This is a genomic window from Polynucleobacter sp. SHI8 (assembly GCF_027944005.1).
Lineage (GTDB): Bacteria > Pseudomonadota > Gammaproteobacteria > Burkholderiales > Burkholderiaceae > Polynucleobacter.
Window position 1 is genome coordinate 1,522,711 of sequence record NZ_AP027204.1, and the last position, 26,058, is coordinate 1,548,768.

The 26,058-nt window shown below is 41.5% G+C and carries 25 protein-coding genes and 1 other RNA gene; 8 read left to right on the top strand and 18 right to left on the bottom strand.

The window, feature by feature from the left end; genetic code table 11:
* Positions 1 to 9: 9 nt before the first annotated feature.
* The 10 genes from lapB to gyrA all read right to left on the bottom strand — a co-directional run bounded on the left by lapB (position 10) and on the right by gyrA (position 12,566).
* Positions 10 to 1,203 carry a lipopolysaccharide assembly protein LapB gene (gene lapB, locus QMN06_RS07640; protein WP_281969536.1) on the bottom strand — a complete coding sequence of 398 codons (1,194 nt, stop codon included), beginning with the start codon at positions 1,201 to 1,203 and terminating at the stop codon, positions 10 to 12.
* Positions 1,204 to 1,441: 238 nt separating this feature from the next.
* Complete coding sequence (locus tag QMN06_RS07645) at positions 1,442 to 1,750, bottom strand: integration host factor subunit beta (RefSeq protein WP_281971748.1); 309 nt, start codon at positions 1,748 to 1,750, stop codon at positions 1,442 to 1,444.
* A 106-nt stretch (positions 1,751 to 1,856) separates the two neighbouring features.
* Entirely contained in the window at positions 1,857 to 3,530 is a 1,674-nt protein-coding gene (rpsA, locus tag QMN06_RS07650; protein WP_281969537.1) for a 30S ribosomal protein S1, read from the bottom strand.
* Positions 3,531 to 3,664: 134 nt separating this feature from the next.
* A complete protein-coding gene (cmk, locus tag QMN06_RS07655) occupies positions 3,665 to 4,315 on the bottom strand; it encodes a (d)CMP kinase (RefSeq protein ID WP_281971749.1) in 651 nt (216 codons plus the stop codon).
* The gene (aroA, locus tag QMN06_RS07660; protein WP_281969538.1) at positions 4,312 to 5,664 is read right to left on the bottom strand and encodes a 3-phosphoshikimate 1-carboxyvinyltransferase; all 1,353 of its coding nucleotides are present in this window, start codon (positions 5,662 to 5,664) and stop codon (positions 4,312 to 4,314) included. The genes cmk and aroA overlap by 4 nt, the downstream gene beginning before the upstream one ends.
* 1 nt (position 5,665) lies before the next feature.
* Positions 5,666 to 6,544: a prephenate dehydrogenase/arogenate dehydrogenase family protein gene (locus QMN06_RS07665; RefSeq protein WP_281969539.1), complete on the bottom strand. Its 879-nt coding sequence runs from the start codon at positions 6,542 to 6,544 to the stop codon at positions 5,666 to 5,668.
* Between the two features lie 19 nt (positions 6,545 to 6,563).
* On the bottom strand, positions 6,564 to 7,691 hold the full coding sequence (hisC, locus tag QMN06_RS07670; RefSeq protein WP_281969540.1) for a histidinol-phosphate transaminase: 1,128 nt from the start codon (positions 7,689 to 7,691) through the stop codon (positions 6,564 to 6,566).
* The gene (gene pheA, locus QMN06_RS07675; RefSeq protein WP_281969541.1) at positions 7,688 to 8,773 is read right to left on the bottom strand and encodes a prephenate dehydratase; all 1,086 of its coding nucleotides are present in this window, start codon (positions 8,771 to 8,773) and stop codon (positions 7,688 to 7,690) included. The genes hisC and pheA overlap by 4 nt, the downstream gene beginning before the upstream one ends.
* Complete coding sequence (gene serC, locus QMN06_RS07680; protein WP_281969542.1) at positions 8,773 to 9,870, bottom strand: 3-phosphoserine/phosphohydroxythreonine transaminase; 1,098 nt, start codon at positions 9,868 to 9,870, stop codon at positions 8,773 to 8,775. The genes pheA and serC overlap by 1 nt, the downstream gene beginning before the upstream one ends.
* Positions 9,871 to 9,905: 35 nt before the next feature.
* The gene (gene gyrA / locus QMN06_RS07685; RefSeq protein WP_281969543.1) at positions 9,906 to 12,566 is read right to left on the bottom strand and encodes a DNA gyrase subunit A; all 2,661 of its coding nucleotides are present in this window, start codon (positions 12,564 to 12,566) and stop codon (positions 9,906 to 9,908) included.
* 170 nt (positions 12,567 to 12,736) lie between these two features.
* Here gyrA and ompA point away from each other — a divergent pair, with 170 nt between their 5' ends.
* The 4 genes from ompA to ssrA all read left to right on the top strand — a co-directional run bounded on the left by ompA (position 12,737) and on the right by ssrA (position 15,209).
* Positions 12,737 to 13,351, top strand: a complete 615-nt coding sequence (gene ompA, locus QMN06_RS07690) for an outer membrane protein OmpA (protein ID WP_281969544.1) — start codon at positions 12,737 to 12,739, stop codon at positions 13,349 to 13,351.
* 88 nt (positions 13,352 to 13,439) lie between these two features.
* Positions 13,440 to 14,144 carry a bifunctional 2-polyprenyl-6-hydroxyphenol methylase/3-demethylubiquinol 3-O-methyltransferase UbiG gene (ubiG, locus tag QMN06_RS07695; protein WP_281971750.1) on the top strand — a complete coding sequence of 235 codons (705 nt, stop codon included), beginning with the start codon at positions 13,440 to 13,442 and terminating at the stop codon, positions 14,142 to 14,144.
* Between the two features lie 2 nt (positions 14,145 to 14,146).
* Entirely contained in the window at positions 14,147 to 14,812 is a 666-nt protein-coding gene (locus QMN06_RS07700) for an HAD-IA family hydrolase (protein WP_281969545.1), read from the top strand.
* A gap of 38 nt (positions 14,813 to 14,850) precedes the next feature.
* Positions 14,851 to 15,209, top strand: a transfer-messenger RNA (tmRNA) gene (gene ssrA, locus QMN06_RS07705).
* 318 nt (positions 15,210 to 15,527) lie between these two features.
* Here ssrA and QMN06_RS07710 read toward each other — a convergent pair.
* Positions 15,528 to 15,860, bottom strand: a complete 333-nt coding sequence (locus tag QMN06_RS07710) for a hypothetical protein (protein WP_281969546.1) — start codon at positions 15,858 to 15,860, stop codon at positions 15,528 to 15,530.
* A gap of 77 nt (positions 15,861 to 15,937) precedes the next feature.
* On the opposite strand from QMN06_RS07710, the gene QMN06_RS07715 reads away from it, so the two are divergent.
* A complete protein-coding gene (locus QMN06_RS07715) occupies positions 15,938 to 16,309 on the top strand; it encodes a hypothetical protein (protein ID WP_281969547.1) in 372 nt (123 codons plus the stop codon).
* Positions 16,309 to 18,441 (top strand): autotransporter outer membrane beta-barrel domain-containing protein, encoded by a 2,133-nt coding sequence (locus tag QMN06_RS07720; RefSeq protein ID WP_281969548.1) that lies wholly within the window; start codon positions 16,309 to 16,311, stop codon positions 18,439 to 18,441. Before QMN06_RS07715 ends, QMN06_RS07720 begins: the two co-directional genes overlap by 1 nt.
* Before the next feature lie 239 nt (positions 18,442 to 18,680).
* Here the strand turns inward: QMN06_RS07720 and QMN06_RS07725 are convergent, their stop codons facing one another.
* A complete protein-coding gene (locus QMN06_RS07725; RefSeq protein ID WP_281969549.1) occupies positions 18,681 to 19,046 on the bottom strand; it encodes a phosphate-starvation-inducible PsiE family protein in 366 nt (121 codons plus the stop codon).
* A 153-nt stretch (positions 19,047 to 19,199) separates the two neighbouring features.
* Here QMN06_RS07725 and QMN06_RS07730 point away from each other — a divergent pair, with 153 nt between their 5' ends.
* Positions 19,200 to 19,466, top strand: a complete 267-nt coding sequence (locus QMN06_RS07730; protein WP_281969550.1) for a hypothetical protein — start codon at positions 19,200 to 19,202, stop codon at positions 19,464 to 19,466.
* Between the two features lie 13 nt (positions 19,467 to 19,479).
* On the opposite strand, the gene QMN06_RS07735 is transcribed toward QMN06_RS07730, so the two are convergent.
* The 5 genes from QMN06_RS07735 to QMN06_RS07755 are packed head-to-tail and all read right to left on the bottom strand — an operon-like array spanning position 19,480 to position 23,614.
* Positions 19,480 to 20,043: a hypothetical protein gene (locus tag QMN06_RS07735; protein ID WP_281969551.1), complete on the bottom strand. Its 564-nt coding sequence runs from the start codon at positions 20,041 to 20,043 to the stop codon at positions 19,480 to 19,482.
* 9 nt (positions 20,044 to 20,052) lie between these two features.
* A complete protein-coding gene (locus QMN06_RS07740) occupies positions 20,053 to 20,694 on the bottom strand; it encodes an SCO family protein (protein ID WP_281969552.1) in 642 nt (213 codons plus the stop codon).
* A gap of 12 nt (positions 20,695 to 20,706) precedes the next feature.
* Positions 20,707 to 21,306, bottom strand: coding sequence for a cytochrome c (locus tag QMN06_RS07745; RefSeq protein WP_281969553.1), 600 nt, complete (start codon positions 21,304 to 21,306; stop codon positions 20,707 to 20,709).
* Positions 21,306 to 21,956: a cbb3-type cytochrome c oxidase subunit II gene (locus QMN06_RS07750; RefSeq protein WP_281969554.1), complete on the bottom strand. Its 651-nt coding sequence runs from the start codon at positions 21,954 to 21,956 to the stop codon at positions 21,306 to 21,308. The genes QMN06_RS07745 and QMN06_RS07750 overlap by 1 nt, the downstream gene beginning before the upstream one ends.
* A complete protein-coding gene (locus QMN06_RS07755; RefSeq protein ID WP_281969555.1) occupies positions 21,956 to 23,614 on the bottom strand; it encodes a cbb3-type cytochrome c oxidase subunit I in 1,659 nt (552 codons plus the stop codon). Before QMN06_RS07755 ends, QMN06_RS07750 begins: the two co-directional genes overlap by 1 nt.
* A 267-nt stretch (positions 23,615 to 23,881) precedes the next feature.
* On the opposite strand from QMN06_RS07755, the gene QMN06_RS07760 reads away from it, so the two are divergent.
* A complete protein-coding gene (locus QMN06_RS07760) occupies positions 23,882 to 24,976 on the top strand; it encodes an OmpA family protein (protein ID WP_281969556.1) in 1,095 nt (364 codons plus the stop codon).
* A gap of 64 nt (positions 24,977 to 25,040) precedes the next feature.
* Here the strand turns inward: QMN06_RS07760 and QMN06_RS07765 are convergent, their stop codons facing one another.
* A complete protein-coding gene (locus QMN06_RS07765; RefSeq protein ID WP_281969557.1) occupies positions 25,041 to 26,030 on the bottom strand; it encodes a tripartite tricarboxylate transporter substrate binding protein in 990 nt (329 codons plus the stop codon).
* Positions 26,031 to 26,058 lie beyond the last annotated feature (28 nt).

Genomic DNA, 26,058 nt, shown 5'->3' on the forward strand with positions numbered 1-26,058 from the left:
TGGTTTAACTTAAGTTGCCAAGCCTTCACTTCTTTTAGGTGAGTATACATCCCAGTGATTACAGCCTGGACACTGCCAATAAAAACGCCTAGCCCGAAAACCACAATTACTACAGGTATATCTAGCCAAACTATTCGTGCGATGCTTCAGTAAATCTAAGGATGCTTTTGTTTGCGCAATCAACAGAGCATCGTCTTTGCTTTGAGCTAAAAGATGCTCGGTTTCAAAGCGTTTGGTCATCGCAGTCAAACTTGCTGAGTCCAACATCACTTGATTGATCAACTCCAAGGCTTTTTCTGGGCCATGTAAACGTAAAACATTTTTAAATACTAAATCTAATAATTCACCCGTGCCCTGCTCTTTTAAATGCTGGGTTAAAACAGTTAATCCCTCTTCTTCTTTATTCATTTGCGCATAGGCTTTAATCCACTTATCTGCAATCAAATGTAAAAAGATCGGCGCATGTTTTTCAATATATCCCCACGTAGCAATTGCATCCAAGGGTTTTTGCTCAACAATCGCTAACTCACCTTTGAGAATAGTTGCTCTGATATGATGAGGCACTGCTTGCAAGGCATGATCAATCGCCTCTTTAGTTGCGAGTAAATCTTTAGAGCGCATCGCTTCTTGAGCAATTTCACAATAAAAATGCGCGATCTGCTCTTTATAACTTTTCTCTTCTAGAAGCTCTAACTCAGTGGCGGCAATAATGGCTTTTTGCCAGTCCTTTTCAATTTGATACATTTCTAAAAGTGATACTTTAGCGGGTAAGATGTATTTACCTTCTGTTACCATATTCAAACTAGCTTCTGCACGGTCTAGCATTCCAGCACGCAAAAAGTCTCGACCTAACTCATAAGATGCATGAGCCCGATCTCGCGGCCGTATATCTTGTCGACTAGTGAGATGTTGATGCACTCGGATGGCGCGCTCAGTTTCTCCACGCCTTCTAAATAAACTACCTAAAGCAAAATGAAGCTCGGTTGTTTCTGGATCTAATTGCGCCACTTCGACTAGAGCATCGATGGCTTTATCATGCTGCTCATTGAGAAGTAAATTAATACCTTTAAATGTAGATCGCTCTTTTTTAGCTTGCTCGACATCGTCTTCATACTCTTGAAGACGCATCTCCCAACGTGCAGCTAACCAGCCCATTCCAAAAAGAATCGGAATAAGTAACAACCAATACATTTGGACTTGCATATCAATAACTCCGCTTTGTTTTCGTGAGTCGCAGAGCTACTACGGCTAATATCAAACCACATAAGAATGCACCAAGTAATAGGATATTCAGCGGCACTTGTATGGATTGATCTAAGAACCAATGAAAATCTATCACTGCTGTATTTGTGATGGCAATCAAAAACAAAAGGAGAAATAATACAATTCGGCTAACAAGCAAACAGATTCGCCATGCCACTTGGAGAAGCGCAATCATTGTTTAGCCAATGTTCGTTACATCAGCTGTAGCTTTGTAGTCAACACGCTCGCGAAGTTCTTTTCCTGGCTTGAAGTGAGGAACTTTTTTCTCTGGGATCATGACCTGCTCACCAGACTTAGGATTTCTGCCAACTCGTGCAGGACGATGATGTAATACAAAACTACCAACTCCACGTAACTCAATTCGCTTACCTTGTGCTAACGCTTGCGTCATCGTATCTAATAATGTCTTTACTGCTAATTCAACATCTTTTGGTAATAATTGTGGAAATTGTTCTGACAATAACTCAACTAACTCAGAGCGAGTAATCGAAGTATCTATGATTTTGTCTGGAGCTGTTAAAGTTTCTTGTGTCATCATCATTCAACATCCTTAAATAAAAAACCGCTACGCAAGCGTAGCGGTATATTACTAATTAACCCTGGTTATCTAACTTAGCCTTTAATAAAGCGCCAAGATTCGTTGTTCCAGAACTTGCTTCATTTTGCATCTTAGACATCACTTCTTGTTGATCAGCATTGTCTTTCGCTTTAATCGAAAGATTAATGCTTCTTGATTTACGATCAACGTTGATGATCATCGCAGATACAGTATCGCCTTCTTTGAGGGCTAAACGTGCATCTTCTACACGATCTGTTGAGATTTCAGAAGCACGTAAATAAGCTTCAACTTCAGGAACTAATTCAACAACAGCACCTTTAGCATCAACCGTTTTCACAGTACCTGAAACTAATGCACCTTTATCAAATTCAGCAGTGTAGTTATTAAATGGATCGCCTGAGAGTTGCTTAATACCTAAAGAAATTCTTTCTTTTTCAACATCAATAGCGAGTACTACTGTGTCAATCTCGTCACCTTTCTTGAATTTCTTCACAGCTTCTTCACCAGCTTCATTCCATGAAATATCAGATAAATGGACTAAACCATCGATACCACCGTCTAAACCGATAAATACGCCAAAGTCAGTGATGGATTTAATAGCACCAGAGATCTTATCGCCTTTGTTATGATTACGCGCAAACTCATCCCATGGATTTGTTTTACATTGCTTCATACCAAGACTGATACGACGCTTGTCTTCGTCAATATCCAAAACCATGACTTCAACATCTAAACCTAATTGAACGGCTTTGCCTGGAGCAATGTTCTTGTTTGTCCAATCCATTTCAGAAACGTGAACTAAACCTTCAATGCCAGACTCGATTTCAACGAATGCACCGTAGTCAGTCAAGTTCGTCACTTTACCGAATAAACGGGTATTTGGCGGATATCTTCTTGCAATACCAACCCATGGATCGTCACCTAACTGCTTAATACCGAGTGATACGCGATTCTTATCTTGGTCGTAACGCAAGATCTTTGCTGTTACTTCTTGACCAACTGTCAATACTTCGCTTGGATGACGCACACGACGCCATGCTAAGTCGGTAATGTGTAACAAACCATCAATACCACCTAGATCAACGAATGCGCCGTAGTCAGTAATATTTTTAATCGTACCTTGAACAATCGTTCCTTCTTTAAGGTTGTCCATGAGTTTTTGACGCTCTTCACCTTGACTTGCTTCTACAACAGCACGGCGAGATAAAACAACGTTGTTTCTCTTACGGTCGAGTTTGATAACCTTAAAGTCCATCGTCTTACCTTCAAATGGTGACGTGTCTTTAATTGGACGTGTATCAAGTAATGAACCAGGTAAGAATGCACGGATACCGTTGACCATCACAGTCAAACCACCTTTAACCTTACCAGTAACAGCACCAGTAACGATTTCACCCTGTTCAAGGGCTTTCTCAAGATTCATCCATGATGCTAAGCGTTTCGCTTTATCACGAGATAAAATCGTGTCGCCATAACCATTCTCTAACGCATCAATTGCAACTGATACGAAATCACCAGGTTGAACATCAATTTCACCCTGGTCATTATGGAATTCTTCAACGGGAATAAACGCTTCGGACTTAAGTCCAGCATTCACAACAACAAAATTATGATCAATACGCATCACTTCTGCGGAAATGACCTGCCCAGATTTCATATTGGAACGGGCTAATGATTCTTCAAATAGAGCTGCAAAGGATTCAGACATGTTTACTTTATCTGTTGGCTAAGCCAACGGGTTAGGTTAATTATCCCGTCTTGTAACGCTTTTAAGAACCGAATCGGCGCGCTAGGATTCAAGATGGGGCCACAACAACAACTGATTTACTACAAACTGATTTACTAAACTTGTTGATACCAAGCAAGGATTCGATTAACTGCTTCTTCGATGGTCTGATCGCTTGTGTCTAATAAAAAAGCATCTTCACTTTGTATTAGTGGAGCAGTTTCTCGTTGAGTATCTCGAAGATCACGCTCCTCCAAATCTTTGGTGAGAATATCTATATTAGCAGAAATTCCTTTGGCAATCAATTGTTTATATCTTCTTTGTGCACGAATTTGGGCATCTGCGGTCAAAAATACCTTTAATTGGGCCTGTGGAAAGATCACTGAACCCATATCTCGACCATCAGCAACGAGTCCTGGAGGCTTTAAAAAGCTTTTTTGCACTTGAATCAAGGCTTCTCTTACCTCAGGAACTGCCCCGGCACTGGATGCTCTTTTACCCATCTCCTCTGTTCGAATCTCCTCAGAAACATCCTCTTGATCTAAGAAAATACGCCCATCACGAAACTTAATGTCCATTTTTAAGCAGAGTTCCCATAATCGGTGGGGCTCATTAAACTCAATACCAGCTTGTTGGCTAGCAAGTCCTACGAGTCGATATAAAGCACCGCTATCTAAGTAATGAAAACTTAAGCGCTCGGCTACGAGTTGGGCCACGGTTCCTTTACCTGATGCTGTCGGCCCATCAATGGCAATCACTGGAATCATGTGGCTAGATTGATTGTTTGCACTAATTGGCTCCAAACTTCAAAATATTTAGGGAAGGTTTTAGAGACGCAATCAGGATCATTAATAAAAAAAGCATTGGGGCCAAACGAGGCTAATGAAAAACACATCGCCATGCGATGATCATCATAGGTATCAACACCATCCTTTGGTGTTAACCATACTTGTGGCGCTTGAACTGCAATAAAATCCTGGCCGGATTCAACTATTGCACCAAATTTACTTAATTCACAGACCATCGCAGCGATGCGATCGGTTTCTTTAACGCGCCAACTAGCAATGCCGGTTAAGCGGGTCTTACCTTTAGCAAACATGCCTAATACTGCTAATGTCATCGCAGCATCCGGGATTGCGGTACAGTCTAAATCAATACCATGTAAACACCCATCCTCTGTTCCGATTCCTCGAACTTCAATCCAATCAGATCCTTGGGTCACATTCGCCCCCATCATCGATAAAGCATGCGCAAATGCCACGTCACCTTGAATACTGTCTCGACCTGCACCTTTCACAGTCACTGGTCCTTGACCTAATGCCCCTAAGGCTAAAAAATATGATGCAGATGATGCGTCGCCTTCTACTTTAAATTCTCCTGGAGCAATGTACGGCCCTTGCGCAATATCTATATGGGCTGGTATGGTGAATACTTGCCATGCATCGTTATGAACATGCACGCCATATTTACTCATCAAATTGGTGGTAATTTCAATATAAGGTTTAGAAATCAACTCACCAATCACTTCTATTCTGATGGGCTTAGGTGATCGCAGCAATGGTAGAGCCATGAGTAATGCGGTGAGATACTGACTTGAGACATCACCTCGAACTTGAACTACTTGATCACTTTGTATTTGTCCTGCATGTATTTGTATAGGGGGATAACCTTTAGTGCCGAGATAATCAATCTTGGCACCAATACCTAACAAGCCTTCAATCAAATCGGCAATCGGCCTCTCATGCATGCGAGGCACGCCATGCAAATGGTACTCTCCACCCAATATTGCCAATGCAGCAGTTAATGGCCGTATAGCTGTCCCAGCATTACCCATGAATAATTCAGCGCTAACCTCAGGAAACTTACCGTCCTGTCCTGTGATTTCAATCAACTCTTCATCATTTTTGAAATAGGTCTTCATCGGCACACCTAACTTGGATAGTGCGTCTCGCATGACTCGCGTGTCATCTGCATCGAGTAAACCTTGCAATGTGGTCGTTCCTTTTGCCAGAGCACTCAGCAATAAAACGCGATTGGAAATACTCTTTGATCCCGGTAATTGAATCTCACCTTTAGCAAATGCTGTGGGAGAAATCAGTAATGCTTTGGAAGACATCTTAGCCCTGCCACTCATTGCGCGAGTCACTCGCAATTTGAAACATTTTTTGCAATGCTTGCGCATCATTATTTTGCATGGCTGTTTTCATTCTCTCGAGAATCAAGAGATAAGACTCTAACTCTTTGAGAATCGCATCTTTGTTCGCTAATGAAATATCTGTCCACATCTCTGGACTCGACCCCGCAATGCGTGTGAAGTCTCTAAATCCTGCACCTGCATGTACAAATTTATTTTGTGCATCCTCTGCATTGGCAATCTGCAACATCAGTGCATAAGAAAGCACATGCGGTAAATGCGAAACAGCCGCAAAGATGTGATCATGCTCAAGGGCTGACATTTTGTATACCTGAGCACCTATTGCCTGCCAACATTCTTGGATACGCTGCACATCGGCAACTTGATTCTCAAGAAGCGGACATATCATGATTTGTTTATTAACAAATAAATCAACTTTCGCTGCTACCGCGCCATGCTGTGCACCTCCAGCAATCGGATGACAAGGAATAAACTGGGCAACACTCTCACCTAAAACTTCTTTAGCGCAAGCAACGACATCCATTTTCGTACTTCCCACATCAATGACGAGTTTATCTTTATTTAGATGGGGATGAATCGCTGTTAAGACTTCTTTGGTCTGTGCAACGGGTACACACACGATTATCAAATCACACTCTTTTGCGAGTGTCGACAAATCAACGATTGCATCAATCTGACCAAGCTGTTTGGCAACCTCAAGATTCGCTAGGGTTCTACCAACGCCAAGTACTTTGTTGGTCAATCCTGCTTTTTTTAGAGCAAGTCCTAATGACCCACCAATCAGCCCTACTCCAATAATGCCGACTGTCGGAAAGATAGAAGTAGTTGATGGAGAACTCACGAGCTAGTTTCTCAGTAATTTATTGCTGAAGAGCTTTTTTAAGAGCTACTAAGAATGCCGCATTCTCTTGAGGCAACCCGATGGATACGCGTAAAAATTTTGGTAATCCATAATTATCTACCGGGCGAACAATCACGCCTTGTTTGAGTAACTCTAGATTGACCCTTGTTCCAGCACGATCATCATCGCCAACTTGAACAAGAATAAAATTACCTGCGGATGGCAAATAATGTAACTGCATTTGATCAAAGGCTTGCGTTAATTGCTGATAACCCGCTTGATTTAACTTAGCACCTCTCTCTAAAAACTCCGTATCCTGAAAGGCAGCAATCGCTGCTGCTTGCGCTAAAGAATTAACATTAAATGGTTGACGAATCCGGTTCATTAAATCGGTTAACTCTTCTTGAGAAACCGCGTACCCTAAACGCAAACCAGCTAACCCATAGGCTTTAGAAAAACTTCGAGAAACAATTAAATTAGGATACTTACGTGCCATAGCAATGGCATCATATTGTTGTTCTGGTTTAAGGTATTCGTTATAAGCCTCATCTAAGACGACCACAATATGACCCGGTACTTGACTGAGAAATTGTTCAATTCTCTGACCTGGGATAAAACTACCTGTTGGATTATTCGGGTTCGCAACAAAAATAAGTTTGGTATTTTCTGAAATGGCCGCGAGCATGGCAGTTAAATCATGACCTAAATCTTCAGGCGTCGGATCAATCACAATCGCTTTTGCACCCACTGCTTGCGTTGCTAGTGGATATACAGCAAAGGCATGCTTGGAGAAGATAATTTCACTGCCCATTTGCGCAACTGAACGTGTTGCAAGTTCCAAAATATCATTACTGCCATTACCAAGCGTAATCCAATTGTCAGGCACTTGATTCTTTTTTGCTAGGACTTGTTTGAGCTCAAAACCATTAGAGTCAGGATATCGTCCCAAGTCATGCATGACCGCCATCATGGCTGCCTTTGCGGATTCTGGAATACCTAGGGGGTTTTCATTCGAGGCCAATTTCACAATTTGGTCTTCTACTAAACCAAATTGACGCGCTACTTCACTAATGGGTCTTCCACCAATGTAGGGCGCAATATTCTTGACTTGTTCTAGTCCAAATTGACTTGTTTTCTTTGTATTCATTGATGACGACTTCTTGGATAGGATCCTAAACATTTATAAAAAGCGGTAATATTTTTCAATGTCTGTAACGCGGCAGACACGTTCGCATCTTCTTGATGACCTTCTATATCAATATAAAAATGATATTCCCACGTACCTTTTCTGGCAGGTCTAGACTCAAAGCGTGTCATGGATACGCCATGCTTTGCAAATGGCTCAAGTAGTTTATATACCGCACCTGCCTCATTTTTTACTGACAGAATCAGGGATGTTTGATCGCTATTTGTTTTACTCGCCATGTGATGTCCAATCACCACAAATCGTGTGCGATTATGCGCATCATCCTGAATGCCTTCTTGTATGATTTTTAAACCATAAGTATTGGCTGCGGCAGCGCTAGCAATTGCTGCAAATTGGGGATTCTTCGATGCATCCAAAGCTGCCTGAGCATTACTACTGATTGCTTCACGATGCAATCTGGGGGCGTTTTGCGTCAGCCAGTGTTGGCATTGTGCCAAGGCCTGTGGATGCGCAAGGACATGTGTTACACCATCTAAATTTCCTGAATGACTCATCAAGGTGTGCGTAATCGGAATCGATATCTCGCCAGTAATTAAGAGTGAAGATTCTAGTAATAAATCTAAAGTTCTCGAGATGGCGCCCTCTGAGGAATTTTCAATGGGTACTACACCATACTGACTCTGACCTGTCTCTACAGAGCGAAATACTTGATCTAAGGTTGCCAATGGTTGCAACTCAACAGAGTGCCCAAAAAATTGTAAGGTAGCCGCTTCAGAAAAAGTTCCCGCAGGTCCCAAATAAGCAATTTTCATATCGCCTTCAATGGCGCGACAGGCTGACATAATCTCTCGCCAAATGGCTTGTACACCCACGTTCTTGAGAGGTCCTGGGTTATTCGTGGCTACTTTATCTAAAACTTGTTGCTCACGTTCTGGTCGATAAACAACTGACCCAAATTCCTGTTTTACATGTCCTACATCTAAGGCGAGTTGGGCGCGCTGAGTGAGTAAATCCAATAGAGCGCGATCCACTTCATCAATTTTCTGACGTAATGGCTCTAGACGTTTAGCCTCATCAGACATTATGCCCTCCTCTCGAATTCACGCATAAACTGCGCTAAGCACTGCACTCCTTCGAGTGGCATCGCATTATAGATACTTGCGCGCATGCCTCCAACACTCTTATGACCTTTTAAACCAGTCATTCCGGCATCACTCGCCTGCTTTAAGAAAGTATCAAATAAGGATTCATCACGCAAATAAAAGGTAACATTCATCCTTGATCTTGAATCTTTATGAACACGTCCCTCATATAAGGAACTCTGATCTAGGACTTCATATAAAAGCTGCGATTTTTGCTGATTGAGTTTTTCCATCTGGGCTACTCCACCAGATTTTTTTAACCATTTAAATACTTCTCCAGCCATATAAATCGCAAATGTTGTCGGCGTATTAATCATGGAATCATTATTGGCTTGTATTTGCCAATCCCATATCGTTGGGGTAATTGGCATGGCATGACCAATCAGGTCTTCTCGCACAATCACAATCGTGACGCCAGCTGGTCCAATATTTTTCTGCGCGCCGGCAAACAAAACACCATACCGACTCACGTCAATCTCTCGTGAAAGTATGTTGCTAGAAATATCAGCTACTAAGGGAATGTTGCCAACATCAGGTGTTTGTAAAAACTCAACGCCACCAACAGTTTCGTTATCACAAATATGTACATAGGCTGAGTCAGGTGATAAGTCCCAAGAAGATCTTGCAGGGACACAATGAAAATGCTGATCTTTGCTTGTTGCAGCAACTCTTGCTGTGCCGTATTTACTAGCTTCTGCAACCGACTTTTGGGTCCAAACACCGGAAACAATAAAATCTGCCTGAGGACCTGACTTCGCAAGGCTCATGAGATTCATTGGAATCGCTGCATTTTGTCCAATCGCCCCACCCTGCAAAAACAAAACTTTGTAATTGGCCGGTATCTTCATTAAATCAATGAGATTTTGCAAGGCATCGTGATAGCAATTCATGAAGGCTGGACTGCGGTGACTCACTTCCATCACCCCAGCACCCAAGCCCTGCCATAACAAGATATCTTTACCTGCAGTTTCTAGAACTTCCTCGGGAAGTGTTGCAGGACCTGGTGCGAAATTGTAAATACGATGTTCAAATGGCATAAATATCACCCAGCGAGTGTTAGCGAATCAAGCGATTATTCACTAACTGTCGGTACTTCGTCACCAGCAGAATCTTCGTCGTCAATATCGTCATCTTCACTTTCTGCAATTCGTTGTAATCCAGATAACACTGTACCTGAATCTACATTGATAAGGGTGACACCTTGTGTCGAACGCCCCATTTCTCGAATCTCAGAAACTCTAGTTCTGACTAAAATACCGCCTGTTGTGATCAACATAATCTGATCAACCTCAGTCACGAGTGAAGCTGCAACTAACTTGCCATTTCTTTCGGTCGTCTGAATGGCAATCATACCTTTCGTACCACGACCATGTCGTGTGTATTCAGACAAAGAAGTTCGTTTACCATAACCATTTTCTGTAGCAGTTAATACGCTCGGTAAATTGCCAGCTTGAGCCATTATCTCAGCCTCAGCTTCATTCGGCGCAACCAACATAGCAATCACCTCTTGACCTTGGGCTAAGTTCATACCACGCACACCCCTGGCAGTTCTTCCCATTGGTCTTACATCGTTTTCATCAAAGCGTACGGCTTTACCTGCATCAGAAAATAACATCACATCTTCATTGCCATGCGTAATGGCAGCTCCAACCAAAATGTCGCCTTCATCTAAATCAACCGCAATAATTCCGCCTTTACGTGGATTTGAGAAATCACTTAAACGTGATTTTTTAACGACACCAAAGCGTGTTGCCATGAATACATATTGATTCTCTACATAACCTTTAATTGGCAAAATCGTTGTGATTTTTTCATTCGGCTGTAAAGGGAACATGTTGATAATCGGTTTTCCTCTTGAAGTTCTACTTCCGGCAGGTACTTCCCATACTTTTAACCAATACAGACGCCCTCGATCAGAGAAACAAAGTATCGTGTCATGCGTATTGGCTACAAATAATGTTGATATCCAATCTTCATCTTTTGTGGTTGTTGCGGACTTTCCTCGACCACCACGTTTTTGAGCTTTATATTCCGTCAAAGGCTGGCTCTTCATGTAACCCGTGTTAGATAAGGTCACAACAAGATCTTGCGGAGTAATGAGATCTTCTGTAAAGAGTTCTGTAGCATTCATTTCGATAATGGAGCGACGACCATTATCTGAACCTTCTTGACCGAATTCTTTTTTCGAATCTAATAGCTCAGAACGAATTACTTCCGTAACACGGTCAGGTCTAGCTAATAAATCAAGTAAGTCAGAAATCTCGGCCATGACTTCTTTATATTCATCCACAATCTTGTCTTGCTCAAGGCCCGTTAAGCGCTGTAAGCGCATTTGCAGAATTTCTTGAGCTTGATCTTCTGACAATCGATATAAACCGTCAGGTTGAAGACCTAAATTGGCGGGTAAGCGATCTGGACGATAAGCAGCAGTGCCACCCTGTGTTTCCATCGCCGAACGGGTTAACATTTCGCGCACGACACTTGAATCCCAAGTTCTTGAAAGCAACTCTTTTTTTGCTTCTGGGGGGGTTGGGGCAGCCTTGATTAAAGCGATAAATTCATCAATATTCGCTAATGCAACTGCCAAACCTTCCAAAACATGACCACGATCACGGGCTTTTTTTAATTCAAATAGTGTTCTTCTTGTCACGACTTCACGACGGTGGCGTAAAAAACACTCCAATAATTGTTTTAAATTGAGTAAACGGGGCTGGTTATCAACCAAAGCCACCATATTCATACCAAAGTTATCTTGTAATTGGGTATTTTTATAGAGATTGTTGAGAACAACCTCAGGCACTTCACCGCGCTTAAGCTCAATTACAACCCGCATACCCGATTTATCGGATTCGTCGCGAATATCGGAAATTCCCTCAACTTTTTTCTCAATAACCAACTCTGCAATACGCTCAAGAAGGTTCTTTTTATTAACTTGGTATGGCAACTCATCAACGATAATCGACTGACGTTGGCCTTTTTCCATATCTTCAAAATGCGTTTTTGCACGCATAATGACTCGACCACGACCCGTTCTATATCCCTCACGAACGCCTTGAATTCCATAAATTGTGCCGCCCGTCGGAAAATCTGGGGCAGGAACTAAATTAATCAACTCCTCGATGTCACACTCAGGGTTTTCAAGCAAAAAGATACAGGCACTGATAACTTCATCAATATTGTGAGGAGGAATGTTCGTTGCCATACCCACGGCAATGCCTGAGGAGCCATTAATGAGTAAATTTGGGATTTTTGCCGGCAGAATTAACGGCTCTTGCTCACTTCCGTCGTAGTTTGGGCCAAAATCGACAGTTTCTTTCTCAATATCCGCCAATAACTCGTGGGCAATCTTTGCCAAACGAATTTCGGTATATCGCATCGCAGCAGCGTTATCACCATCTACAGAGCCAAAGTTTCCTTGACCATCCACGAGCATATAGCGCAAGGAGAAGTCCTGGGCCATACGAACAATCGTGTCATATACGGCTGTGTCACCATGGGGATGGTACTTACCAATCACATCACCCACAATACGGGCAGACTTCTTATATGCCCTATTCCAGTCATTGTTGAGCTCATGCATGGCAAAAAGCACCCTGCGATGTACGGGTTTTAATCCATCTCTAGCATCTGGGAGGGCGCGTCCTACGATAACGCTCATTGCGTAGTCCAAATAGGACCGCCGCATTTCATCTTCTAGTGATACGGGTATTGTTTCTTTAGCGGCTTGTTCCATTTAATAATTTTACCATGTGAGAAGCTAGGCTTCGTAATTTCACCTTTACCCCAATAACAACACTATTGACAACTTCACTTGAACTACATAAATAAGTTGATATAATTATTTACAGTAATATTACTCTATCTAGAGACAAGCTTAATTCACTGATTTAATGAGGAAAAAAAATGACTAAATCAAACCGTTCACTATTAGCAGCTCTTGCATTCATGGCTTCTTTTGGTTTTGCGCAAGCACAACAAACTACAGTTGATAACTGGGCGTCTGGTGTAGGTTCTACCTACGTTCGTTCTGGAGCGGATTCAACTTTATGCTGGAGAGACAATAACTGGACTCCTGCAACTGCGGCAGCTGAATGTGACGGTGCTATCAAGCCAGCAGCAGCAGCTCCCAAAGCAGCAGCTCCTGTTGCTCCTGTAGCAACAAGCTCAAAAGTAACTTTATTAGCTGACGCTTTGTTTGACTTTGACAAGTCAACATTGAAGCCAGAAGGCATTCAAAAATTAGATGGTTTAGTACAAAAGCTCAAAGATGTAACTGTCGAAGTAATTATTGTTGTTGGTTTCACAGACAGCATCGGTACTTTAGATTACAACAAGAAACTATCTTTACGTCGTGCTGAAGCTGTTAAAGCTTATTTGACTAAAAAAGGTATCGAAGCTAGCCGTGTTTACACTGAAGGTAAAGCATTTGCTGAGCCAGTTGGCGACAACAAAACTGCAGTTGGCCGTGCATTAAACCGCCGCTCAGTTATCGAAGTTGTTGGTACAAAAAAGCAATAAGCTTCTAAGCTGATGAAAAAGCCCGGGCAACCGGGCTTTTTTTATTGGATAATCATGACTTGTATTGCAATCAACCTCTTTCCCAAATATGACAACAGAAAATATCGACCAATCTGAAATTGATAAATTTAGTGAATTAGCTAGCCGTTGGTGGGATGAGACGAGTGAATTTAAACCATTACACGCCATTAATCCTCTTCGACTCAATTGGATTAAAGAGCATTGCACCATTGAAAATCAACAAGTCCTCGACATAGGTTGTGGTGGTGGTATTTTGACTGAGTCTTTAGCAAGATCAGGTGCAATAGCTAAAGGCATTGATTTATCAAAAAAAGCCCTTCAAGTAGCCAAATTACATGCCCTTGAAACTAATGTTACCGTGGATTATGAGCTCATCAGCTCCGAAGATTTAGCCTTAAAAGAGCCTGCCACATATGATGTAATAACCTGCATGGAGATGCTCGAGCATGTGCCAGATCCACGGTCTATTGTAGAGTCATGTGCCAAGCTAGCCAAACCTGGGGCTACCCTATTCTTTAGCACACTGAACAGAAATCCCAAGTCATATCTCATGGCTATTATTGGCGCAGAATACATATTAAGATTACTACCTCGCGGCACTCATGAGTACGCTAAATTTATTAAACCTTCTGAGCTTTCCGGATTTATTCGGGAAGCAGGCTTAGAGGTTGTCGACATAATGGGCTTACATTTCAACCCCATACTTGATAAGTACTCCTTAGGCCCAAATGTGGATGTTAACTACATGTTTGCTGTTAAAAAGCCCCTTTAATCATGCGCCCTCAATTTAAAAGTGTTTTTTTTGATTTAGATGGCACTTTAGCGGATACTGCTCCTGACCTAGCCGCTGCCGCAAATAAAATGCTCATCGATCGTCAAATGGAACCTTTGCCAATGCAAGTCATGCGCCATTTGGCGTCCTCTGGTGCTAGAGGAATGATTCATGCGGCTTTTGGTGTTGGTATGGAAGATCCTCGTTTTGAAACACTCAAAGAAGAGTTCCTCAGTAATTATGAGCAAGCAATTCATGTACATACTGAGCTTTTTCCAAGTATGAATGAACTTTTGAACTTATTGGATGAACATCAAGTTCCTTGGGGTATTGTGACCAATAAGCATCAACGTTTTACGATTCCACTAGTAAAAAGTTTGGGCCTTGATCAAAGAACGAATGCCATTGTGAGTGGTGATACAACCCCTTTTGCCAAGCCTCATCCTGCCCCTATTCTTTTGGCTGTGTCACAAAAGCAAGTTGATGCCACCAGCGCGGTCTATATTGGTGATGATTTAAGGGATGTTCAAGCAGGCAAGGCAGCGGGCATGAAGACCATTGCGGCAGCGTATGGTTATTGTGGGGACCATCAACCTCCTGAATCCTGGGCTGCTGATTTTATTGTTTATGAGCCAAAAGACCTTACTAGTATCCTTTTTATCCAATAAAAGTTAAAATGGTAGACCATCTAATGTAAAGCTTTCATGGGACCGACTTGGTTTCGACGTGGATTGCGAAGCATGAAGGGCATACCGAGGACCCGTTATCTCGTAAATCAATGGGAATGTAATAACTGCAAACGACGAACGTTTCGCACTAGCCGCTTAATTGCGGTTGCCCCTGAACTGATTCTCTCTTGGGTCAGGTAACGCAAGTTACATCAGGGTCATATACAAGAGATAAGACTATTTTGCGTCACGATAAATAGTTCGAAAACTTAGTGAATCGCTCATGAATAACGTGTCAGTCCGTGCTTCATGGGTTAAATCAAATGATATGACTAAGTATGTAGAACTTTATGTAGAGGATTTGCGGACGCGGGTTCGATTCCCGCCGGTTCCACCACAATAAATGTTGACAGGCTTTAGAGTCAACACTTATATACCTCGAAGGTTAGTATATAAACTTCCTTCGAGGTATATAACCTAGAATAATACCTAGAATATTATTTACGTTTTATCGCAACGCATGGAATTGGTTATCTTAAGCTCTGCAGCTTTCAAGAGACTCGCGTTTTTATGATAAAAGTGTCTAACATCCATACTTTTATAAATACTTATACCTAAACTCTACAACGTCATATCATTCAGTTGTCGCCATCTATACTAATAAAAAAAGGCTTAGATTTTTTCCAAGCCCTTTTTATTTAGTCTTCACCTTTAATTAATTACACTTTTTATACTTTTGTTTTTTGGCATCCTGTAAATAGGTATCAAAAACGAGCAGTGGATCAAATTGTTTTTCACCTAAAATCGCAAATTTAAAGTTCTTCGGTGTGGGTTGATTGGATCCAAACCAAGAATATGAAGTCATGTAACGATTAGTTTTGCCATTGACAGTCAAATCTACATCTGACGCAGTACCATTTTGCTCTGGATTAATGAGACGAAACTCAATCGTAGTTTTACCTTGGCAATAGACCACTCCCTCAGGCTTCTCTATGGCAAATGAAGTAATCGTCAAAGTTGATAGTAAAAGAGCCGTTAAAAGTTTCATATATATCATGTAAGGTTAAGATAAATGATTTAATTATGCAACATATTTAAGTAGATTTGTTGAAAAGGACGCATATTTTGAAAAAATACTTTTTACTAAGCTTTGTACTTCTTTCTTTATTAGTTGCTTGTACAACCTATCGCTATGAATATATCGCGCCACCAACTGAATCTGGAAAAACTTGCGCAATGCAGTGCATGACTACCAAACAGGTTTGTTATAACTCGATGGGTCAACAAGCTCAAAATAATAGCAATATGTGCCAACATCAAAATAGTATGAGTTATCAAAATTGTGTAGCGCGTGCTCAAAGCCATGACGATGTCAAAAGATGTAATCCAAATCCGCAATATTGCCCAACAAACCCTAACTACTATCAGTGTGATGAATCTTACCGTCAATGCTTCTCAGCCTGCGGTGGTACTGTAAAAACCTTTAAGAACGAATAATGACTAATCAATTAGTATTAAAAAAACTAGGGCTCGGAGTTGGATTATTCGTGCTATTGAACCATTCGAGTCAAGCGCTAGCTACTTGTTCGAGCATTGGTGATCCATTAGTGTTTTCAGCAGACTGTACTAGCTTAATAGTGACTTCAGATAAAACATCCGTGAGCGTCAATAACGGGGTAATTATCAATGATCAGTATGGCAGTTCTTATGGGCCAGTGACTTTATTTGGTAATGTGTTTATAGGCACATTTACGAACAATGGCACGATTTCAAACACAATGCCCTATCAAAATGTTAGCGGCATATATATACCCAATGGTTCCGGCATTAATAATCTCATCAACAACGGGAAAATTTATACCTATGGATTCTCCTCAAAGCCTGCAAATGCGATTTTTGTTTCAGGGTCAGTTGGTAGTTTAACGAATACTGGCACTATTCAAGGGGATAATGGTGCATCTGGAGTTGTTGTAGGCAATGGCGGTTATATGGGCTCGATTGAGAACAAAGCTGGGGCAGTGATTACTGCTGGAGCTGGTGTCAATGCAATTCGGATTGATGGTGACTCTGTTTTTAACATACCGACTCGTTTAGGAAGTATTACCAATCAGGGAACGATCCAAGGGATCCAAGTAGCCAATAATGGCTCTCTTGGAGCACTTAATAATCTACAAAGTGGATTAACCTACTCTGGGACCTTGCCAAGTAATTACAACATTATTATCAGTAGCGCAACGAATTATGGGCAAACCACTTTCTCCAGTGTGAATGGTGGTCCTGTGGCGTTTGGTGTGTCACCCCTGTCAAGCGTTCCATCAGGAACTAATATCTATACCAATGTTGTTTCAGGTCTTACTTCAGGGAACTTCAGTGCAACGAGTGGTACTTTTGGTGGTGGTATCGTCACAAGTCTTTGGAGTCTAAGCAATAGCGGTGGTACCAATTGGAACTTATCAACCACGCTTGGTACTCCTGTTGCCCCTACCGTTCCAAGCAGTAGCTCTGGAACTGCTCTGGCAAGTTCAATCACTTTTGCCTATAGTGCAGCACTGAGTTCCGGCAAGAATCCAAGCTTAAGCAACGGCAGCACTTTTACCTCGGCAGTTCAAGGACTTACTTCGACACAAGTAAACCAACTGACCAATGTTCATGCGGAGGGGTACTCCTCGAACATGACCATTAGCCTTGAGCATATGGCTGTTATCACAAATACGGTTCTCGACCGGATTCATGCGCCAATGAGCGCCTCACCTACTGCAGGTGTCTATCAAGATGACGAAGGTCGTTATACCTGGGCTGATGCCTCAGGAATGAAGGGCACGGTCAATGCACATAATGACCTCGTTGGATTTGGATACCGACTCTATAACCTCACGATTGGACGTGATTTAAAAAGAACTAAAGATGGTGGTTATGGAGTCTTTGGAGGTGTTGGTAATTCATCGATGACCGAGAGTGATCAGGTCACCCAAAATTTTAATAAAACAAGTTTTTATCTCGGTCTTTATGGTACACAAAACTATGCGGATGAGATCAAAGTATCCGCTGCTGCAGGATATATTTATGGCATGACGGACGCTAGTCGTAATACCCCAAGCGTTGGCTTATTTACGGGTGGTAATGCCACGAGTAGTTATAAAACAAATGGTATCTTTAGTGCCGTTAAGTTGGCGAAAGCATTTCAGATGCAAGACTTTACAGTCTCTCCTTTTGTCGGGGCATCTTACTCACAATTATGGATGGGTGGTACGACAGAGCAAGGTGGTAATGATTTCAATTACTCAATTTCATCTGCCACGTCCTATTCCGCTGTTACCTCTGCGGGGGTTGATCTCATTTATCCTCTGATTAAAGGTACCAATAACCCGCTCTCATTCGTTGGTTTTTATAAATTCGGTTATGACTGGTTTGCAAATAGCACGAATGCCCATACCATCACTGCCACAAGTCCGATTTATGGCTCGTTTAATCAAATTGGTGCCAATATGGGTCCAGTATCCAATGTGTTTGGTATCGGACTTCAGGGTCAAATTACGCAAGATGTTTCTGCCCGAGTCGGAATTGTTTCATCTATCAATAGCTATGGACAAGAGTATGGCGGCGGTGCTGAAATTCGTTTGAAGTTTTAAAAAATTATTGAGTACCAAAGATATTAAAGTACACCCACCGCGGTAGAAAATTTCAATAGATTCGTGTTTCGCCACAAACCCCATTAATTCTTTATTCTTAGAGAGTTTTTGTGTGAATGTAATTTATCAAATAACTTCTTTAATAGCTCCATGATTAATGAAATAATTTTTATATATGAAACGAATGAGAAATCTAGAGAGCGACAATTATTGATGATAAAACATTAATAAAGGGTTAATTAGAGCTCATCATTTACTCTTATACGACTAATGACCCAGCATGAAGCTGCGATTAAAAGAATCGCCCCACTCTCAAAAAGTAAAATTGATGGATCCCCGTCTTTACCCTGCAGAATAATTAATCGACTCAATGCTGTCATTGCAATAAACAAGGGTATCGTAATCGGAATACGATGACTAGAATAAAAGGCGGCCAACATACCTAATACCTCTGCGTAAATAAACATCAACAACAGGTCTTTTAATTCGACCTTTTGATTCATGATGGTTAAATATACTTCTTGACCCATTGCTACAACAGTAAAAACAGCAATGATCACTAGAAAAATTTTTTCGGTTAATCCTATGATATTTTTTATTATCACAATTTATCTCCTCAAATTCCAAACTTTAATTTAACACATACATTAATTAATTTTTTAGATTCTGGTAATCTGATATTTTTTCTTCACTCTAGATTCATTAAAAATTAATATTTAATAGCTAAGCTAGGTTTTCATTATCTTTTTAAATATTCCATGAAAACGCAAATTAAATTGCTGCAAGGTCCCTACAATTTTGATCAACGTGAGGTTTTTTTTGATGCGGCAAAAGGTGAATTTTGGGATCCTATGCATCACCAGTATCTTGATCATGAGATTGGACTTGCTTTAATTGAGCTTTACTTTGGTCATCATAAGGCGCCAATTGTGGCTAAGAATGATAAGGTCAAAATAAAAAAGAAGTGGTTAAAAAAACTCCTACGAATTAAATCTTTCAACACTAAAACTAAGACTAGTCATTAATATAATTTTGGCATCATTTTTTGAGGACGCACCAGGACCAATAAGCAACGGTTGCAATACTAATCGCGCACAACCCATACCCAGTCCAGTATTGTGAATTAAGTGAATAAGCATTACACAAGCGCATATCCGTATAAATAAAATACATCCCTAACCAAATCATCATGGCGGCAAAATAACCAATAAAAAAGAGTTGTAGCGCTGCTGGAGACTTATGGAGTGCATCCCCCACCAAAAATCCTGCAACAATCATCGTCAGAACTTTAACCACATCGACGAGTGGCATCACGACCGCTCGATCAACACTAATGGGAAGCATCCAATACATTAAAATCATCTGTGCAAGCATAAAACCGGTCAAGCCAAAGACATTCCAAGATGAGATAGATTGGGTGACTTTTTTGGAGATGCTGAAGGTGTTTAAGCATGCGCCGCTAATAAATAAGAGTGGCATTTGAATCACCATTTGCATGAACATACTCTGCTCAATAATTGCCCGAAAAGGTGATACGGATAATCCGATTGCAATGATCAGCATCCCTAAAACAGTTAACCGTTGCCAAGAAGATTTAATCATGGAGATAATTTATTTTCCAAGTGCTACTGCTTGCAGTAGCACTTCTTCAGAACTTTCAAGTGGAAAGATGCGCAAGAGATATTCCCCTCGAACGATATGCAGCGCAGCATTATGTTCAAACTCATCAAGAGGCGCAGGAATCACCATAATGCCAAAGGCGTCTAGAAGTGATTGTCGATCACTCGGGTTTTTTAAACTATATGAACGCCAAACATTTGATTGCATTTGTAGTCGATTTTCATAACGCTGTAAAGCCTGTGCATCATCATTTTTTGGATCAAAACTAATACTCACTAAGCCAATCTTATTTTCCAAACCCAACTCAATAATCTTGGTTTGTAATACCTGAAAAACTGAACCTAATGAGAGGCAAACTGTTTGACATCGGGTATAGACAAAATCAACAATCAGGACACGATGATCTCTTGATAGTTGGGACAGCTCTCGTTCTTGATTGCTGGAATCTACTACAACTAAGGGAGGTATTTTTTTTGGACTCTCATTAAGTTCGACTTGTCTGAGAGCCTCAGTGGTAAGGGCCTGACCATGAAAGGTTGACGCAAGAAATAACCAAATCCCAAAGAGCAAAACGACTAAAGTTGCAACAAGAGTTCGTATTAACGAGGCGGGAGAAGAATCAGGGTTTTGCACACACCTATTCTATTACGAACCCTCTTTCAGCGCCTTCCCACCTTCGTAAGGCCCTGCTTGGTCTTTGGTGGCTTCTCTTTGCTCTTTCACGGTAGCTGCTTTGATTGCTGGTGCGGCATTGCCCCAGTCAGTTCGGATATATGTCATGACTGCAGCTAATTCATCATCGGATAGAGTTTTCCAAGCTGGCATAGCGCCTTTATAAGTCACTCCCTTGACTTCAAGTTCGCCATTCACACCGTGAAGCAGTATATGGGTCAGAATCTTCTCATCACCAGTCACCCACTCAGAGGCCGCCAGCGGCGGAAATACCCCAGCTACGCCGTTACCATTCGCTTGATGGCAAGCAACACATTTGGCCGCATAAATTTGCTTACCATCTACTTTTGAATTACCACCAGATTCAACTGGAGGTCGCAGATCAGCAACGGTTCTTTGATCACCATATTCAGTAAGTTCTCCAGATGGGGTACTGAAAATATTGATGAAGGCCCAAGAAACAATGGCGCCCATTAATAAAATTAATACATAGGGAACGGCGCGGACATTTTCTGTTGGGTCATTTTTTTCTCTTAATTCTTGTTCAAATAAGGGAGGTTTTTGGTCAGACATTATTTATCTCCTGATAACTGTTTTTCATCTCCAGGAACAGCAATCGCAGGTAAAGGAGAATACGTATGATCAAGCGCGAGTAAATAAGCAACTAAGGCACGAGCTCTTGGAGTAGTCACGACAGTTTCTCCGGCCTTGGCAAATTGGGGAGGTAAGTTAACAACTTCATCCTCTGCTGTAACTTCACTCGTATTTTTAACTTTAAATAAGTATGGATATGCCGGCATGATAGAACCAGGGGTGTATGCCCGAGGTTGATATAAATGCCCTAATTGCCAATCCTTACTGGGTTGACGAGCAGCAATATTAAACAAATCTGGTCCCGTACGCATGGTACCTAAGAGGTGCGGAGAGTCATAATAATAATCTCCAGCTACGGATACTCGGCCCCAACCTCGCTTAGTATCCGGTGCTTGTTTTGCATCTCTAGGCTGTTGCGAGTGGCAATAAACACAACCTTCGGCAACATATACACTTCTGCCTTCCGCCTGTATCGTAGTGTAAGGTTTCAGTCCTGGTGGTGGGTTAATCCGCTTTGTAAAGAAGTAAGGCATCAGTACCATCACTCCTGTAGCAAGTCCCAAACATACCATCGCACCAAGTACTAAGCGCTTTTCATCCATCTCAAAGGGTTGCTTTTTTTGATTCATTATGCAGCTCCCTTTTTTAAATATTTAAGAATTATCTCAGGTCCTAAAACTGCTGCCCCTAAACGCCTTGGCCCAAACTTCCAAGCCATAATAAAAAAGTGCAGAGCAAATACAAAGTGTCCGAGAGTCATCAAACCACCACCGAGTGATCGTGCTTGCAAGTATGGAATCGTTAAAGTGACCGAATCCATAAATGGCCGAGCGACATCGAGCATCGCCAAACCTTGTAACCAGCCACCAATGGATAACCAAATGATATATATTGCAAAGCCAACAAAAACCAACCAAAAATGCAATGCAATTAAACTCGGATATGGCCACTCCCAATGCATAATGCGAGGCATGATGTAATACATCGCGCCAAACATCACCATCGTAAAAAATCCATACAAACCTAAGTGAGCATGTGCCACGGTAAAGTGGGTAAAGTGCGTAATTGTATTGACTGAACGCAGTGCTTCCATCGACCCTTGAATAGAAGACAAAATGTACATAGCTAAGCCAAACACAATAAATCGCAGGGTTGGTGAGTGCACTAGGGCCTTCCAATTACCCTTCAATGTGTAATATTGATTAATAAATAGAGCAACTACTGGTATCACCATCATCACCGACTGGGTCACGGATAAGGTAATAAACCAAGACGGTACTGGACCACCAATCAAGTGATGGCCACCAACCTGACTATAAAAGAATGCTAAAGCCCAAAAACCAAGCAAGGAAATGTTGTAGTTATGGATTGGCTTACCTAAAACCTTAGGCACAAAGTAATAAATCGTAGCCAGTCCAATGGGGCTAAAAAACAAGCCTAATACATTATGACCAAACCACCAATTAACAGTTGCTTGCTCTACGCCAATGTGAAAATTAGGTAAGTTAGCAATAAAGAATAATGTCGGAAACCATAGTAGCGCAGCGGCAATATACCAGATCGAAACATATAGATGATCTACCTTACGATTGAGGAGAGTTAACCAAAGTGGCACGCCTACTAATGCTCCGCCAACAATCAATAAAATATCGATTTTCCAAGGAAACTCTAAAAACTCCATACCATCTGATTTGCCCATAGCAATGGCAACTACACCTAGAAATACGCCGATTGTCCATAAGCCACCACCCGCAATCGCCCATTTTGCACCCACTAGTTTAGTTTTGAGTAATCTTGGCAACAACCAAATGGAAACACCAATTCCTGATAACGCACACCAGCCGTAAGCAACAATATTGACGTGGATTGGACGAATCCGACCAAAAGTAATCCAATCATATCCAACCAGCCAGTCTGGAGAATGCAGTTTGATGGAGGAAATCAAACCTGCAACGGAAGCTAATACCAACCATATAACAGCTAATGTAAAGCAAATACCCACCACTAAAGATGTGGACTGATCAGCTTCAACACGAGCATCAAGTTCTGCGGAGTCTAAATTGTGGTGAAAGGAGTCTTTTTCCCCCACATCAAGCTGTAATTGCGTTTTTTGTTTGCTGGTCGCTGCTGGATCTTCTGTATGTCCAATTTCATCTTTATCAAAAATCATCTGGGCAGCTGAAGTGCCGTCACCAAACATCCCTTTTGACATCGAATAAACAAACAGAAATAAAGCAACAATAGAAACTATGTAAGTTCCCAATAAAATAGCAACGGTGAAATCCATAAGCTTGATTCCTAAAGTGTTATAACTATTTACAAAGTTAACATGTATTTATGAAGTAGATATTTAAGGCTTATATTTCTAAAGTGATTGTTCAATCATACAAGCAATTATTAATATTATGTCCAAAAAAATGAATTTTTAATGAATTGTAATGAAACCAATCCTTTTTCATATAATGAAATCTCCATAAAACGTACATATTAGATTCTTCTGTTTGTAACAAATCCTCACTAACTTAGTCATGTCATCAACTCAGGAGAAATCAACATGGTTTCAAATCTAATTGAAATGTTCATGGGCAGTAGTGGTAAAGAATTAGCAACATTAGCGAGTGGCCTACTCGCTGAAAATGCTGAAAATACTACAAATAGCATTAATAAATTAATTCCGGTGGTTTTAGGTGGAATGGCGCAAAAAGCATCCACTTCAACTGGTGCTTCTGACTTGTTCAAGATGGTGACATCACCGAATATTGATGCGGGTGTTGCTGGTAATTTATCGAATATCTTATCTGGCGATTTGCAAAATAATCCCCTCGTAAAATCGGGTCTTGGGCTTGCTGCCATTTTATTTGGTGCTGATAAAGCAAATGGCTTAATGAGCTCACTTGCGAGTACAACTGGCATTAGCCCTTCCTCATCAAATAGCCTAGTCGGTATGGTCATGCCTCTCGTATTTGGCGGAATCAAGCACATTGTCAATGACAAATCATTAGATGCAAACGGCTTATCAAGTCTTCTTTTAGGTCAAAAAGAATATTTACAAAAGGCTGATTTAGATCGTGGTTTATTAAATTCTATTGGGGTACCAAGCTCTGCTGCCCTTCTCGATAAATTGCCTACAAGTATAGATGCTGGTAAGGCCGCTGTAGCTGGTGTAGCTGCCGCAACGACAACCGCAACTGCAACAGCAACAAGTAGCTCGCTCATGAAATGGTTACCATGGCTTGCTGCTGGTTTGGTGGCTCTTGCATTGTGGAATATTTTTTCTGGCAAAAAACCAGTCGAAACTCCAGCAGCAGCAGTGGCACCTCCTGCAGTTTCTATTACTTATGAATACCCAGGTAAAGTATATTTCCCTGTTGGTACAAAAGACCTTGATGATGAGGCTAAAAAAGTCATCGCAAGTGTTGGTGAGGCTATCGCGAAGGATGCAAATAAGTTATCCATTACAGGTTATGCCGATAAAACAGGTGACGAAAAAATGAACGAAGAGTTAGCCAAAAATCGTGCTATGGCTGTCAAAGATGCCTTGATTGCCGCTGGTGTAAAAGAGGATGCGATCGAAATGAAAAAACCAGAGTTTGTTACTGGAGCAGCAGACGATAAAGAAGCGCGTCGTGTAGATATTAATCGTAATTAATTCTCAAGCTTCACATACAAAAGATGCCACGTGAGTGGCATCTTTTTTTGCTTTGAATCTACTCTTAATGTGCCTGATAGCCAATATCTTTGACGAGCTTACCGTATCTTGCGTAGTCTTCTTTCAAGACCTTTTCAAAATACTCGGGTGATTCATTCATTACCTCTAATCCGTATTGCTTGAGTTGCTCAACCACTTCCGGAGCATTCATGGCACGGTTAATCTCTTGATTCAGTCTTAAGGTAATGTCTTTGGGCATACCAGCAGGTCCAGAATAAGCAAACCAACCATTAGACGTCCAACCAGGAATCGTTTCTGAAACCGTTGGAATTCCCGGCCATTCTGAGACACGACTCTTATTCGAGATTGCCAATAAGCGAATCGCTCCAGAACGAACGTGTGGTGCGGGACCGCTCACACCATCAACAGAGGCCATCACTTGCCCACCAATTTGGTCAGTGATGATTGCGGCAGTCCCTTTGTAAGGAACGTGGGTGAACGTGATGCCAGCAGTTTTGGCTAAATGCTCAAATACCAAATGCGGAAATCCACCTTCGCCATTAGAAGCAACCGTTAATTTACCTGGATTGGCTTTAGCCCAATCAATCATTTGCGCGAAAGTTTTAAATGGCGCATTATTATTTGCTGTAATGACTTGGTAGTTATAAGTCGATACGGCAATTGATGTGAAATCATTGATCGGGTTATAGGAAATATTTTTACTGGTATGCGGCAGAACCACCATATTGCCTCCCTGAGAGGCCACAATGGTATAGCCATCCGGCTTCGACTTGGCAACAAAGTCCATACCAATCACACCAGATGCTCCTGCTTTGTTTTCCACCACAATCGGTTGACCAAGGCGCTCTTGGAGCTTTGGCGCAATGAGTCGCGTAATGATGTCCGTGGTGTTTCCGGGAGGGAACGGTATAATGATTTTAATCGGTCGATTGGGATAGTTACTGGCCTGCCCAAAGGTCAGTGGGCAGGCAATCGCTAAGGCAACGGCAATACCTGAACGAATACTGTTGCGCTTCTTCTCAGAAATGCTCATATTAATCTCCTTATCTATTTTTCTATAT

Bases quoted from the DNA above. Each gene is read 5' to 3' on its own strand.
- QMN06_RS07730 (WP_281969550.1), top strand. From the start codon at position 19,200: ATGAAAACGCAAATTAAATTGCTGCAAGGTCCCTACAATTTTGATCAA.
- QMN06_RS07750 (WP_281969554.1), bottom strand. From the start codon at position 21,956: ATGAATCAAAAAAAGCAACCCTTTGAGATGGATGAAAAGCGCTTAGTA.
- ubiG (WP_281971750.1), top strand. From the start codon at position 13,440: ATGACAACAGAAAATATCGACCAATCTGAAATTGATAAATTTAGTGAA.
- QMN06_RS07720 (WP_281969548.1), top strand. From the start codon at position 16,309: ATGACTAATCAATTAGTATTAAAAAAACTAGGGCTCGGAGTTGGATTA.
- pheA (WP_281969541.1), bottom strand. From the start codon at position 8,773: ATGTCTGATGAGGCTAAACGTCTAGAGCCATTACGTCAGAAAATTGAT.
- ompA (WP_281969544.1), top strand. From the start codon at position 12,737: ATGACTAAATCAAACCGTTCACTATTAGCAGCTCTTGCATTCATGGCT.
- gyrA (WP_281969543.1), bottom strand. From the start codon at position 12,566: ATGGAACAAGCCGCTAAAGAAACAATACCCGTATCACTAGAAGATGAA.
- QMN06_RS07735 (WP_281969551.1), bottom strand. From the start codon at position 20,043: ATGATTAAATCTTCTTGGCAACGGTTAACTGTTTTAGGGATGCTGATC.
- QMN06_RS07710 (WP_281969546.1), bottom strand. From the start codon at position 15,860: ATGAAACTTTTAACGGCTCTTTTACTATCAACTTTGACGATTACTTCA.
- QMN06_RS07760 (WP_281969556.1), top strand. From the start codon at position 23,882: ATGGTTTCAAATCTAATTGAAATGTTCATGGGCAGTAGTGGTAAAGAA.
- cmk (WP_281971749.1), bottom strand. From the start codon at position 4,315: ATGATTCCAGTGATTGCCATTGATGGGCCGACAGCATCAGGTAAAGGA.
- hisC (WP_281969540.1), bottom strand. From the start codon at position 7,691: ATGAATACAAAGAAAACAAGTCAATTTGGACTAGAACAAGTCAAGAAT.
- QMN06_RS07755 (WP_281969555.1), bottom strand. From the start codon at position 23,614: ATGGATTTCACCGTTGCTATTTTATTGGGAACTTACATAGTTTCTATT.
- lapB (WP_281969536.1), bottom strand. From the start codon at position 1,203: ATGCAAGTCCAAATGTATTGGTTGTTACTTATTCCGATTCTTTTTGGA.
- QMN06_RS07745 (WP_281969553.1), bottom strand. From the start codon at position 21,306: ATGTCTGACCAAAAACCTCCCTTATTTGAACAAGAATTAAGAGAAAAA.
- QMN06_RS07765 (WP_281969557.1), bottom strand. From the start codon at position 26,030: ATGAGCATTTCTGAGAAGAAGCGCAACAGTATTCGTTCAGGTATTGCC.
- aroA (WP_281969538.1), bottom strand. From the start codon at position 5,664: ATGTCTTCCAAAGCATTACTGATTTCTCCCACAGCATTTGCTAAAGGT.
- serC (WP_281969542.1), bottom strand. From the start codon at position 9,870: ATGCCATTTGAACATCGTATTTACAATTTCGCACCAGGTCCTGCAACA.
- QMN06_RS07700 (WP_281969545.1), top strand. From the start codon at position 14,147: ATGCGCCCTCAATTTAAAAGTGTTTTTTTTGATTTAGATGGCACTTTA.
- rpsA (WP_281969537.1), bottom strand. From the start codon at position 3,530: ATGTCTGAATCCTTTGCAGCTCTATTTGAAGAATCATTAGCCCGTTCC.